At 38.9% G+C, this 12,583-nt stretch carries 12 protein-coding genes; 9 read left to right on the top strand and 3 right to left on the bottom strand.

Annotated features, from left to right (window positions below):
• Positions 1-24: 24 nt before the first annotated feature.
• Both rmuC and EA341_RS16765 read right to left on the bottom strand, forming a co-directional pair.
• A complete protein-coding gene (rmuC, locus tag EA341_RS16770) occupies positions 25-1,278 on the bottom strand; it encodes a DNA recombination protein RmuC (RefSeq protein ID WP_293016321.1) in 1,254 nt (417 codons plus the stop codon).
• Positions 1,268-2,287: an alpha/beta hydrolase gene (locus tag EA341_RS16765; protein WP_293016320.1), complete on the bottom strand. Its 1,020-nt coding sequence runs from the start codon at positions 2,285-2,287 to the stop codon at positions 1,268-1,270. Before EA341_RS16765 ends, rmuC begins: the two co-directional genes overlap by 11 nt.
• A 203-nt stretch (positions 2,288-2,490) precedes the next feature.
• On the opposite strand from EA341_RS16765, the gene EA341_RS16760 reads away from it, so the two are divergent.
• The 7 genes from EA341_RS16760 (at position 2,491) to EA341_RS16730 (ending at position 9,983) form a co-directional block, all read left to right on the top strand.
• Positions 2,491-3,192, top strand: a complete 702-nt coding sequence (locus EA341_RS16760; protein ID WP_293016359.1) for a molecular chaperone DnaJ — start codon at positions 2,491-2,493, stop codon at positions 3,190-3,192.
• A 111-nt stretch (positions 3,193-3,303) separates the two neighbouring features.
• The gene (locus tag EA341_RS16755; RefSeq protein ID WP_293016319.1) at positions 3,304-4,644 is read left to right on the top strand and encodes a YfcC family protein; all 1,341 of its coding nucleotides are present in this window, start codon (positions 3,304-3,306) and stop codon (positions 4,642-4,644) included.
• Between the two features lie 134 nt (positions 4,645-4,778).
• Complete coding sequence (locus EA341_RS16750; protein WP_293016318.1) at positions 4,779-5,807, top strand: patatin-like phospholipase family protein; 1,029 nt, start codon at positions 4,779-4,781, stop codon at positions 5,805-5,807.
• A gap of 115 nt (positions 5,808-5,922) precedes the next feature.
• Complete coding sequence (gene mgrA / locus EA341_RS16745) at positions 5,923-6,942, top strand: L-glyceraldehyde 3-phosphate reductase (protein ID WP_293016317.1); 1,020 nt, start codon at positions 5,923-5,925, stop codon at positions 6,940-6,942.
• A 205-nt stretch (positions 6,943-7,147) separates the two neighbouring features.
• Positions 7,148-8,440 (top strand): tyrosine--tRNA ligase, encoded by a 1,293-nt coding sequence (tyrS, locus tag EA341_RS16740; RefSeq protein ID WP_293016316.1) that lies wholly within the window; start codon positions 7,148-7,150, stop codon positions 8,438-8,440.
• 99 nt (positions 8,441-8,539) lie between these two features.
• Positions 8,540-9,166 (top strand): hypothetical protein, encoded by a 627-nt coding sequence (locus EA341_RS16735; RefSeq protein WP_293016315.1) that lies wholly within the window; start codon positions 8,540-8,542, stop codon positions 9,164-9,166.
• A 115-nt stretch (positions 9,167-9,281) separates the two neighbouring features.
• Positions 9,282-9,983 carry a TetR/AcrR family transcriptional regulator gene (locus EA341_RS16730; protein ID WP_293016314.1) on the top strand — a complete coding sequence of 234 codons (702 nt, stop codon included), beginning with the start codon at positions 9,282-9,284 and terminating at the stop codon, positions 9,981-9,983.
• A gap of 46 nt (positions 9,984-10,029) precedes the next feature.
• On the opposite strand, the gene EA341_RS16725 is transcribed toward EA341_RS16730, so the two are convergent.
• Entirely contained in the window at positions 10,030-10,995 is a 966-nt protein-coding gene (locus EA341_RS16725; protein WP_293016313.1) for a zinc-dependent alcohol dehydrogenase family protein, read from the bottom strand.
• Between the two features lie 135 nt (positions 10,996-11,130).
• Between EA341_RS16725 and EA341_RS16720 the strand changes: the two genes are divergently transcribed.
• Together EA341_RS16720 and EA341_RS16715 are read left to right on the top strand one after the other, a co-directional pair.
• Positions 11,131-11,898: an SDR family NAD(P)-dependent oxidoreductase gene (locus EA341_RS16720; RefSeq protein ID WP_293016358.1), complete on the top strand. Its 768-nt coding sequence runs from the start codon at positions 11,131-11,133 to the stop codon at positions 11,896-11,898.
• An 11-nt stretch (positions 11,899-11,909) separates the two neighbouring features.
• Positions 11,910-12,583: acyl-CoA dehydrogenase family protein (locus EA341_RS16715; RefSeq protein ID WP_293016312.1), on the top strand; the 674-nt coding region annotated here is incomplete at its 3' end.

The following is a 12,583-nucleotide window of genomic DNA, read 5'->3' as shown; positions in this document are numbered from 1 at the left end:
CTAAATTCCCCCATTTTTTTATTTTTAGGGATCTAATAATTTGTTCCCATCTTCCTCCGGTAGTTCTTCTACTTCCTTCAATTTTCTTTGAATAACTCTGGTTCTTGTTCCCACTAAATTGTCAAGGTCAGTGGAAGCCTCATTGATTTTTTTCTGGGCTTTACTGATCAAGTCTCCAAATTTCGAAAACTCTGTCTTTACTGCACCCAGTACTTTCCAAACTTCTGAGCTCCTCTGTTGAATGGCCAAAGTCCTAAAACCCATTTGTAGACTATTTAGCATGGCTGCCAAGGTTGTTGGACCCGTAATTACTATTTTGAAGTCTTTTTGTAGGATTTGAGCCAAGTGCCCATCTCGGACCACTTCAGCATAAAGACTTTCCATCGGCAAAAAAAGCAAAGCAAAATCAGTTGTATATGGAGGATGCAGGTATTTTTGCGAAATGTCCTGGGCAGCTTTTTTTATGGCCTTGTAAAGGTCATTTCTAGCTGCCTCTATCATTGCCTTATCACCCACATCATAGGCATCTAATAGCCGGTAATAAGTCTCCTGTGGAAATTTTGCATCAATCGGTAAGTAAACAGGTCCATCATCAGAGGTTCCAGGCATTTTCACGGCATACTCCACCCTTTCAAGCATACCTTTTTTCAAACTAACATTGTAAGCATATTGATCAGGAGAAAGTATGTTCTCCAAAATACCCTGTAATTGGTATTCCCCAAGCACACCCCTACTTTTGACATTACTCAAGACCCGCTTAAGGTCCCCTACCCCTGTTGCCAAAGTCTGCATTTCACCAAGTCCCTTCTGAACTGCCAATAGCTGTTTGCTAACCAATTCAAATGACTGCCCCAGTCTTGCCTCTAAAGTTTTCTGTAGCTTTTCATCAACCGTCTCACGCATTTTTTCCAACCTCTCCTCAGTCGATTGAAGCATTTGTTCCTGCTTTTGAACCAGCTCCTGAAATTTCTCTTTCTGGAGAGAATTGAAAGCATTGACATTGTCTCTAAACACCAATCCAAAATCTTTTAATGCTTCCTGCTGCTCTTTGGAATTGCTTCGAAGGTTATCAAATACCAACTGGAATTGATTTACCAAACCTTGTTGCAACTCAGATCTATTGGCTTGCATTTGTTGGCTTAGCTCCTGTTTGATTTCTGCGAGTTGTCTTTCGAGCCCACTCATATGAGATCCCTTGCGTTGGAATACATAAATCAAGTAAAAAATCAAAACTGTCTGAAGTAAAAGAAATACAGGAATAATCACTTCAATGGGCATGGCTTAAGAATTTAGGACTGGAAAAATAATCCAAATCCAACTGAATGCCCAGAAATGCAAGATATTCTCTGACAGTCTCTGTCGGTCTTTCTTCCATTGGGACATGCCCGGTTTTTTCAAATATTTTTACTTTGGCATCAGGTATTGCTTCTTTAAATTTCACTGCATTAGCCACAGGAATCCATTCGTCTTCCTCACCCCACATAATTAAAACAGGCATTTTAAGTTTATCAAAATCAACTTCATAAGGCTTGTAAGTGGTCAACCTATCAAGCGTAGCCCTCCTGTTCCCCTCTCTTCTTATCAACTCATAATACCTGGTCACCAAATCATTATTGACTTTTAAAGGATCATAAAAGACCTCTTGAAGTGTTTTTTCAAAAATCTTCTTTGGAGTAAATTTGAGCAGGAAATTATTGAATAGTGGATTTCTGGCTACTTTGAAAATAGTGGCACCTGAGTCATATGTTTTCTTTCTTTCTTCACTTTCAACTTCTCTCTTTGGTTTTGGTGCTCCTGAAGCGTCTATGAGGTTTACAGACATGATTCTCTCAGGATGGTCAGAAGCCATTTTTAACGCAACAGCTCCCCCCATACTATTGCCTGCTACATGAAATTCTTCTAGGCCTAGCTGATCTGCTATTTCAAAAACCAATAAAGCATAATCTTCAATTCCATAAGCTTTCTTTTCCGATGGACCAGTCAGTCCATGACCGGGCAAATCCATGGAAATAGTATTGAAAAAGATACTCAGTTCGGATTCCCAAGCCTCCCATGTGTGCAGGGAAGAAAAGCTGCCATGTATGAGAAAAATAGGTTCACCCCTTCCTTTGACCCTTACATGGATATTTTCCTGACCAACTTTCAAAAAATAAGAGTTTTCATCCGTGTATTTGGAAAGTAATTTTTCGGGTGATATATCAGACCTGTAGGAAGCGATCGTTATCAAGATAAGTACTCCGATAATAACACCGATTACCTTAACAAATGTGATCAGGGGTTTTCTCATATAAAGACATTATGTTCCTAAAAATAAAGAAAGCTCTTGCAAATTCTTACATTTCTCCAAATTTTAAGAAAAACTTTTGAATTGGTATATTTGTGCCTTTCTGCTTACTTTCGAAAAACGATACCCAAACAGTACCTATACACATGACATTAACCCGTCAAATTAAATTTCTCCCAGTTTGCTTCCCATTGATACTGATACTCATGTTCACTTTGAGTAATTTAAATGGTGTCTTGGCACAGACTCAACCCAATTTGGGTGGGGCATCAAGGCTTTTCAGCTATGCCCTTGAAGAAATGGAAAAGGGTGATTATGAAAAGGCTAATACTTATTTCAGACAAATCATTGAAAACAACCTTCCTATTTCACCTGAAATGCCATATTATTTTGCTGTTACACTATATGAATTGGAGCAGTATGATAACAGTATGAACTTCCTCAACAGGTATCTTCAGATCAATGGGAGAAATGCTGAAAAGTATGAAGAGGCAAAAGTGCTGGAAGAAAATCTCAAAGAGCCATTAGAAGCCATTAAAGCATGTGAATTTTGTAATAGACAGGGCTATCGTGTGGTTGCATGTACTACTTGTGAAGGAGAAAAAGAGTTGGCTCAATCTTGTAGTCTTTGCAAACAAAGAGGTGTAGTAGGTTGTAACAAATGTTTTGGTAATGGACTGCTTACCAAAAGAAATGTTTTCAATCTCATTGAGTACCATGAATGTGATCAGTGTAATGGAGAAGGCAAACACACATGTCCAAGATGTGATGGTGACCTGAATGAATTCTCTACTTGTAGAACTTGTGAAGGTGCCGGTACTTTAAACTCTGAAGAAATCTGCGACCACAAAGAAAAACCAAGGCACATGTCACAGTTGTTTCAAAGGATCCAGGAAAACCATCCCTAAATTGAATTTAAGATAGTCTTCAGAACCTTTTTTGGGCAAGGATTCAAATAAAATCAAAGGAAAACATAACAGATTAAAGTGAAATTTTGCATTTAGTTTTATAAACTTAAAATGAAAAAATTATCCTTTCCCCATCCAATGGTCATTATGCTGGCATTTGTAATGCTTGCAACCCTGCTGACTTACCTCATCCCAGCGGGACAGTTTCAAAGAACCCTTGATGAAAATACAGGAAGAGAAATTGTAATACAAGGCAGTTTCACTACAATCGAAAACAATCCTGTTGGTCTTGGGAAAATGGCCTTGAGTATTCCAGAAGGTATAATTGCCGGCGTAGAGGTGGTCGTTTTGATTTTGATCATTGGTGGAGCATTCTATGTGGTAGAAAAAACAGGTGCATTTCAAGCAGGATTAGAATCATTGATTTTCAAATTTTCAAACGCAAAGGCGTTTTTGTTAGGTATGGTGGGAGTTCTTTTTGCCACAGCAGGTGCTCTGAATGGTTTACAGGAAGAGATCATTGCCATGGTTCCACTCTTGATGATTTTAAGTGAAAAAATCGGCTACAGTAAAAAAAGTATCGTAGGCCTTTGTTTAGGTTCGGCCATTATAGGTGGGGCATTTGGACCTACCAATCCATTTTCTGTGATACTCGCTCAAAAAGTGGCTGAGATCCCGGTTTTTTCAGGTGGGCTTTACAGGATGTTCTTTCTGATTTTGGCATTGTCCTTTTGGGTTTTTTATATGATCAGAAATGGGAATGAAAAATTCAAACAATTTGAGTCGTGGAACCAGGCAAACAAGCCCGAAAAGCTTTCTTCAGCGCATTCGATTATTCTGTGTTTGGTTGCAATAACCTTTGGTGTCATGATTTACGGTTTAAGTAATTGGGACTGGGATTATAACGAAATGTCAGCTATTTTTTTTGTCATGGGCATTACTGCCGGAATCATTGGAAAGTTGGGAATCAATGGAACAAGTAAGGCCTATTCAGAAGGTTTTGGTGAGTTGATTTTTGCAGGAGTAATCGTTGGGCTTGCCAGAAGTATTTATTTGATATTAGAAGAGGGGCAGATCATAGATACTATAATCTATGGCTTGTTTACACCTTTGGAAGAATTGCCTTTAGCCTTATCTGCTTTTGGAATGATGGTTTCCCAAGCGCTACTTCATATCCCTGTTCCAAGCACATCAGGTCAGGCGGTACTTACCATGCCTTTGCTTACGCCCATTGCAGACTTGATCGGAATGTCAAGACAAGTGGTTGTCCTCGCTTATCAATATGGTGCAGGAATAATGGACCTGGTGACACCTAGTAATGGAGGGCTGATGGCAATCCTTGCAGCAGCTGGAGTTTCTTATAAAGATTGGATAGTATTTGCTTGGAAACCCCTACTGGTGATTTTTGCAATAGCAGCACTTTCAGTTGTATCGGGAATATTTTTCTTTTAATACCTCAGGGTATCTGCACATCAGTCAGTAACTTCTGCACAGATATATACTGTCATTATTGGCCTTTTGTATCTGATTTACTTACATTTAAGTACATGTAACTAAATTTTCACTAACCATAAATTTTTAAAGCCATGAAGAAAGTTGCAATATTATGCATAGACGGTGGTGGAATCCGGGGGATCATACCAGGCACTATCTTACAGTTGATTGAAGAAAAAATACAAGAAAAGACAAGTAATCCACAGGCAAGACTGGTGGACTTCATTGATTTTGTAGCAGGTACCAGCACAGGTGGGATATTGGGTTGTGGGATGTTGACACCCGATCCTCTTGCACCCGAAAGACCTAAGTTTTCCATGGAAGAGGTCGTCAACCTTTACCATGAAAACGGGGGGGCTATTTTCCGTAAACCTTTAGGTCACAGATTGAGGACTTTATTCGGGGTTAGAGAAGAAAAATACCCTAATGAAAACCTTAAAAAAGCGCTAAAAGAATATTTCGGCGACACTTATTTGAGTGAAATGCTTAGGCCATGTTTATTTACTGCTTATGATATTGAAAGTCGTAAAGCTACTTTTTTCAAGTGGGGAAAAGCATGTGACGATATATCACATGATTTCTACATCCGTGATGTAGCCCAAGCTACCGCTGCTGCCCCTACCTATTTTGAAGCAGCACTTATCAAATCACGTTTTGGAGCATCTTACCCCCTTATTGATGGAGGTGTATTTGCCAATAATCCAGCTATGTGCGCTTATGCAGAAGTAAGGAAATGTGATTTTGATAACATCGAAAAACCAACATCCAAGGACATGTTTATGATTTCTTTGGGAACAGGCTGCGTCAAAGAGCCCTTCCCATATGACCGAGCAAAAAATTTTGGTCTTGTCCAATGGATAAAACCATTGATTGATATTATGATGTCAGGTAATTCCGAGACCGTTTCACACCAATTGGAATGGCTTTTTGATGCAGGAAAAAACCAAGATGGATTTATGAGGTTAGAGCCGGATTTACACGAGGCCAGTCCGAATATGGACGATGCCAGCAAGAAAAATATGGATGCCCTTAGAGATGCAGCTATCAAATTTGTGAAGGATAATCCGGAAAAAATCAATATTGTTGTTGATAAACTAATAGCAAACAAAGTAGAAACCTGAAATCCAGCTACTGGAAACACCTCAAAGGCAGGATAAATATCACCCCATTCGAGATTCTACAGTCCCGTTTTTTGGGCGAGAAAGGTTTTGACTACAGAAAAAAAATTACAATCACATGAAAATAAACGATCACGAACCTCTTAAAACCTATTTACCAAATGAAGGCCGCTACAACGAAATGCCATTCCGTCGATGTGGCAAAAGTGGGATTTTACTTCCTGAGATTTCATTAGGACTTTGGCATAACTTTGGTCACGATGCGGATTTCAAAAATGCAAGAACTATACTAAGGACAGCATTTGATTTAGGAATAACACATTTTGATTTAGCCAATAACTATGGACCTCCTTATGGTTCTGCCGAAGAAAATTTTGGTAGAATTATGCAAAAAGATTTCAGTAGCTTAAGAGATGAACTCATCATTTCTACCAAGGCTGGATGGGATATGTGGCCAGGACCTTATGGAAACCATGGTTCAAAGAAGTATCTGATCGCCTCTCTTGACCAGAGTCTCAAAAGGATGGGTCTAGATTACGTGGATATTTTTTATCATCATAGACCTGACCCTGATACGCCTTTGGAAGAGACAATGGCTGCTTTAGATCAAATCGTCAGACAAGGCAAAGCTTTGTATGTAGGAATTTCCCAATATGATGCAAGAGACACTGCAAAAGCTGTTCGTATCCTCGAAAACCTTGGGACTCCCCTATTGATTCACCAGCCCAGATATAGCATGATGGATAGATGGGTTGAAGATGGACTTTTGGATGTCTTGGAACAAGAAGGTGTTGGGGCTATTGCATTTTCACCTCTAGAACAGGGTATTCTGACAGACAAATACCTAAAAGGAATCCCCAAAGACAGTCGGGTAGCCAAAGACGGAAGGTACTTAAAAGAAGATCAAGTCACTGCTGAAGTCATTTCCAAAGTCAAAGCTTTGAATGAAATCGCTCAAAATAGAGCTCAAAGTATGGCCCAGATGGCTATTGCATGGCTGCTTAAAGACGAGCGCATCACCACTGTCCTTGTAGGCGTCAGCAAAGCCTCACAACTCGCAGACAATGTAAAAGCAACAGGCAATACCAAATTCTCGTCGGAGGAGATTTCAGCAATAGAAAAAATTCTGAAAAGCTGATAATCCAACAGGTAGAATGATTTGAAAAAGGCAGCCTCGGCTGTTTTTTTTTTATTAAGATCAGTACCTGAATATTTATCCAAAATTAGAGATTTCTCAAGGACTGTGAATAACTGTAATTCGCATATTAATCAATTACAATTCATATTTTCCTACTCTTGGCTAAAAACCTATATTTGCAGCTTGAAAAAATCAACGAATTGACATGAACAATTTTATAGAAGAACTGCGCTGGAGAGGAATGCTTCAGGACATGACACCTGAAATAGAGGAACACCTGAATAAAGGTACTGCCTCAGCTTATCTTGGCTTCGATCCTACAGCAGATTCTTTGCATATAGGGCATTTGGTTGGAGTCATGACACTCCTGCACTTCCAAAGAGCTGGACACAAACCCTTTGCATTGGTCGGTGGTGCTACTGGAATGATCGGTGATCCTTCTTTCAAATCTTCTGAAAGAAATTTGTTGGACGCAGCTACATTAGATCACAATGTAGCTTGTTTAAAAAACCAACTTGCCAAGTTTCTGGATTTCACAGAAGGTAGCTCCAATAAAGCTGAGTTAGTCAATAACTACGATTGGATGTCTCAATTCAGCTTCCTAGAGTTCATCAGGGATGTAGGTAAACATATCACGGTCAATTATATGATGGCCAAAGATTCTGTCAAAAGAAGGTTGGAAGATGGAAATGGACTTTCCTTTACAGAGTTTTCTTACCAACTTATACAAGGATATGATTTTTACCACTTGTGGAAAAATGAGGGTGTAAGTATTCAGTTGGGAGGTTCGGATCAATGGGGAAATATAGTTACAGGAACTGAAATGATCCGAAAAATATCCGGAGGTTCTGCATTTGCCCTCACTGTACCTTTGATCACCAAAGCAGATGGTTCTAAGTTTGGGAAAACCGAAGGGGGTTCAGTATGGCTAGACGCTAATAAAACATCTCCTTATGCATTCTATCAATTTTGGCTGAATGTTTCAGATGAAGATGCTGCCAAATACATCCGGATTTTCACCACCATGGATAAAATTTCCATTGAAAACCTAGAAAAGGAACATGCAGAAGCGCCACATATGCGAAGCCTTCAAAAAGAGATTGCCCGGCAAGTAACCATTATGGTTCATGGTGAAAAAGAATATGAAATGGCATTGAAAGCATCCTCCATTCTTTTTGGAAAATCTTCTACAGAGGAACTTGCAGCGCTGGATGAGCGTACCTTTCTTCAGGTCTTTGAAGGGGTGCCTCAGGCTAAACTTACCAGACAAGACTATGAGTCCACTCAAAACGTAGTAGACCTCTTGTCTGAACAAGCTTCAGGGATCATTTTCAATTCCAAAGGAGAAGCGAGAAAAATGATCCAAGGAGGAGGAGTTTCTATAAATAAGGAAAAATTGACAGATCCAAATGCCTCGGCATCATTTGCTTTGCTCCAAGGCAAATACCTTTTGGTACAAAAAGGAAAGAAAAATTACTATATCATGGAAATACAGTAATAAAACCCCTCTTCGGAGGGCTTTTTTTTCTTTAAAAAACGCTACTAAATCAAAAATTAAGGTATCATTTTTTTATATTTGATTCAAAAAATGACTTTTATGATGAAAAACGGATATGAACTTATTATCTTGATTTTTTTGATTGTCAGTTGTCAATCCAAATCAGATTTAGACCCAATTGATGAAACTAGAATTGAGTCTGAAATAGATAAAATCACTGATGTGCTTCATCAGACATTTTTTGAGTTTGAAGTTGAGGGTGGAGACCAAAACAGGGCTTATGAGGACAAAAATGAAGGTCTTCATGGTATTTATGGTGTTTCCCGAACAGATGCCAATAGCTTAGAAGGAAATAAAGGCAATCTTTTCAATTGTTTTCAGTCAATTGGACTGAGTCTTCCTCAACTCAATCAAATTAGAGGAGCGACAAATAATTTCAGCGCGTGTAGGAATAGAGTGACCAGAAACTATCGAGGAGATTTTTCCAGTCTTCTTCAGAATATGGAAGCCCAGAGAAAGCAATTGATCGCCAACCACCAGGGTAATACTTCCAGTTTGCTGACGCAGCTAAATGAGTTAAGGAATAGGTTTCGTGCTGAACTTTTAGAACTCAAAGAATCTTATGGTGACGAATTAAGGACTTGTTTGAGGACTTATATCGAAAATATCCGAAACAGACTTGATGATGGACAGTGGGATGCTTTTGTGGATTGCGTATTGGATTAACACCAAAAAAAATTCTCTTCTGTCTTTCAATACTTTACTGATAATTTAAAATTTCTCCCCTTATTATTGAACGGGGTTTAATATCTTTGACTATTGTTCATATCCAATATTCATCATGCCTATTTCTGCAAGAGAAAAGAAGAGTAAACTTATTTTAGACGTAGCCATCAAGCTTTTCACCACCAAAGGTTTTGCTTCTACCAAAATGGAAGATGTCGCCAAAGAGGCAGGTATTTCAAAGGGGCTTACCTATTTTTATTTTAAAAATAAGGAAGACCTTTATATGGCCGTCACCAAAAAAGCTTTTGATGAATTCAAATCGATTTTTAGAGAAATCTATAAGGTTAAAGGGAAATCAGGTTTGCAGATGATCACAGACTTAGCACATGCTTACATAGATTTTACTCAGGCAAATAAAATATATTATGCTGCTATTTTAAATTTTATGGGTATTGTACAGCAGTATAATAATGAAGAATTAAGGCGTCAAATTGATCCATTGATATTGGAAAGTGAGCACTTTCAAAAACTATTGGAAATTCAGCATGACTGCGGAAAAATCGGAATTCAGATGGTTACAATGGGATTGAGGGATGGAAGCATCAGGCCCGAATTACAAGCAGAAGTCACTTTTTATACGATTTGGAGCATGTTGATAGGATATGAAAGATTAATGGGTCCTGTTGGCTATGAGGGAAAAGAAATTAAAATCCACCTAGAAAACTGGAAACCGGGTTTCGTCAAACTGATGCAGGAAATGTTAAAAGGAACAATCCAGGCTAATAAACCTCAGGTTGTACAGGCATCGTTGTTTTAAAGTATGATGGAAAACATAAAAAGCCCGCAGGTCGGGCTTTTTATGTTTATTTCAAAATTATCTTTCCGTTTCTTCCGGGTTTTTGATATGCTTCTAAAGCTTCCTTGAATTCTTCAAGTGCATAAGTTCCAGCCACATCAACTTTTACATCCTGCTTCATCAAATATCCGAGGACTGTTTTAAAAGCTTTTTGCCTTTCTTCATTATTAAGACTTTCTATCCAGGTGGTTAGCCAAAATCCTTCAATTTTAAGGTTTTTGAATATCATCAAACCTGAATTCACTGGCATATTATCCAAACTCAATGCGCCGAAGGCCATAAGCTTTCCGTTATTTTTTAAACTGGCCAAGGCTTTGGCACCTAAAACACCTCCCACAGCATCGAATACCACGGAAACTCCATCACCAGTTTTTTCCATGATAACTTTTTGTAGTTTTTCTTTTTCAGTATTGATTACCAGGTCTGCACCTAGCTTTTCTAAAGAACCTTTTTGTTCGTCACGTCGAACCGTACAAGCCACTTTTATACCTTTACTTTTAGCCATTTGGATAACTAATTTCCCATATGCTGATGCTCCTGCAGTTATAAGGACCCAATCTCCTTCCTTAAGACCAGAGGATTCCAACATACCAAAAGCCGTCATAGGGTTTATAAATGCTTGGCAAGCAACTTCATCAGGCATTTGATCGGGTACTGGAATTACAGTTTGGGCAGGTGCACAGACATATTCCTTCCAAGTACCAATAGCTGTAAAAATCACCTTACTACCCTTGGCTACTGTACCCTTTTCATCGCTTTGATCAACTATTCCAACGGCCTCAAACCCTGCACTCGAAGGAAGTTTTGGTGTAATGCCATACATACCTCTAATAAACATTACATCAGATGGGTTGATATTTCTCGCAGTCACTCTTATGAGCACCTCACTGGGTTTTGGTTTTGGTATTTCCGCTTCTTCCAGTACCAGTACATCTTCCGGCAGCCCGGTTTCTTTAAAAATCACTTGTTTCATTTTCTATATTTTTGGGTTTCTAATGAGTTGAAGTTAAACAAAAATACTCGGTATGCATAATATTTTTCTATGCATAATGGGAAATCAAAGGCAGAATTCTTTATCTTGAAAGCTGACTTTAACCAACAACATAATATGGATTTATCAGGATTATTTTCATTGATGGGCAAAGTAGCCCTCATTACAGGAGCTAGTAAAGGAATTGGCTTCAGTATCGCTGAGATATTTGCAGCAGCGGGTGCCAAAGTGGTTATCTCTAGCAGAAAGCAGGATTCCTTGGATGAAATGGCTGCAAAATTGAAACAAAAAGGATATGAGGTCACAGGAATAGCCTGTAATGTTGGCAAAGGAGAGGACCTTGAAAACCTTGTCAAAAAAACTATTGAAACCTACGGTCAAATTGATGTCCTGGTCAACAATGCTGCTTCCAATCCTGTCTTCGGACCGGTGCATGAAACCAGTCTGGAAGCATATGATAAAATCATGGATGTCAACCTTAAAGCACCATTTCATCTGATGAAATTATGTTTTCCTTACCTCAGGTCTTCTTCCAATGCTTCTGTTATCAATATTTCTTCCATTGGTGGTATTTCCCCTGAGCAAGGTCTTGGTATCTATTCAGTAAGTAAAGCAGGGCTGATCTCCATGACAAAGGTTTTTGCTAAAGAATGGGGTGATCACAAAATCCGGGTGAATGTGATATGCCCTGGATTGATCCAAACCAAATTTTCAGAGGCACTTTGGAGCAATGAGAAAATCATGAACCACATGATGAAAGCTTTACCGATTAAGCGTGTCGGTGAACCTGAAGAAATTGGAGCAGCAGCTTTGTTTCTTGCCTCAAAAGCCTCTTCCTATACCACAGGAATAGTTTTGACTGCAGATGGTGGATTTACAATTTAACCCAAAATAACATGGATTTTTCAACTATTCAGATCAGGGACGACTTGGAAAAATTACTTTCCCGGTATGATGAGTTCCTAAAAAAACACATTATACCACTTGAACAGGAGGCAGTTTATGGCTCATTTAGAAATGCACTCCCAAAACTAAATGCTCTTCGTGATTTGGCGAAAAGTGAAGGACTTTTTGCTCCCCACCTTTCAGAAAATGAAGGTGGATTAGGATTAAACCTCACGGATTTTGCAAGGATATCAGAAATCTTGGGAAAAAGTCCCCTTGGACATTATGTATTCAATTGTCAAGCTCCGGATATTGGAAATATGGAATTGATGCACCAATTCGCATCGAAAGAGCTAAAAGAAAAATATTTAGGCCCTCTTCAAAGAGGAGAAATACGGTCCTGCTTTGCAATGACTGAGCCACAGCATGCGGGGAGTAATCCAAAACATCTTTCTACAACTGCAGTCCGGGTTGGTGATGAATATATCATCAATGGTCACAAATGGTTTACTTCATCTGCAGATGGAGCCACTTTTACGATAGTCATGGCGGTAACTGATCCTGAAAACCCTAATCCATACCAAAGAGCCAGCATGATACTTGTTCCACTTGACAATCCCGGCTATCATCTGGTCAGAAATATTCCAATCATGGGAGATGAGGGTGAAGATTATATGTCTCATGG

This window comes from Mongoliibacter sp., assembly GCF_007692705.1.
Classification (GTDB): domain Bacteria; phylum Bacteroidota; class Bacteroidia; order Cytophagales; family Cyclobacteriaceae; genus Mongoliibacter.
This window is presented reverse-complemented; position numbering and strand designations above follow the sequence as displayed.

What these genes read in the sequence shown, in the direction of transcription:
- rmuC (WP_293016321.1), bottom strand. Translation starts at nt 1,278, where the DNA reads ATGCCCATTGAAGTGATTATTCCTGTATTTCTTTTACTTCAGACAGTT.
- EA341_RS16765 (WP_293016320.1), bottom strand. Translation starts at nt 2,287, where the DNA reads ATGAGAAAACCCCTGATCACATTTGTTAAGGTAATCGGTGTTATTATC.
- EA341_RS16760 (WP_293016359.1), top strand. Translation starts at nt 2,491, where the DNA reads ATGTTCACTTTGAGTAATTTAAATGGTGTCTTGGCACAGACTCAACCC.
- EA341_RS16755 (WP_293016319.1), top strand. Translation starts at nt 3,304, where the DNA reads ATGAAAAAATTATCCTTTCCCCATCCAATGGTCATTATGCTGGCATTT.
- EA341_RS16750 (WP_293016318.1), top strand. Translation starts at nt 4,779, where the DNA reads ATGAAGAAAGTTGCAATATTATGCATAGACGGTGGTGGAATCCGGGGG.
- mgrA (WP_293016317.1), top strand. Translation starts at nt 5,923, where the DNA reads ATGAAAATAAACGATCACGAACCTCTTAAAACCTATTTACCAAATGAA.
- tyrS (WP_293016316.1), top strand. Translation starts at nt 7,148, where the DNA reads ATGAACAATTTTATAGAAGAACTGCGCTGGAGAGGAATGCTTCAGGAC.
- EA341_RS16735 (WP_293016315.1), top strand. Translation starts at nt 8,540, where the DNA reads ATGATGAAAAACGGATATGAACTTATTATCTTGATTTTTTTGATTGTC.
- EA341_RS16730 (WP_293016314.1), top strand. Translation starts at nt 9,282, where the DNA reads ATGCCTATTTCTGCAAGAGAAAAGAAGAGTAAACTTATTTTAGACGTA.
- EA341_RS16725 (WP_293016313.1), bottom strand. Translation starts at nt 10,995, where the DNA reads ATGAAACAAGTGATTTTTAAAGAAACCGGGCTGCCGGAAGATGTACTG.
- EA341_RS16720 (WP_293016358.1), top strand. Translation starts at nt 11,131, where the DNA reads ATGGATTTATCAGGATTATTTTCATTGATGGGCAAAGTAGCCCTCATT.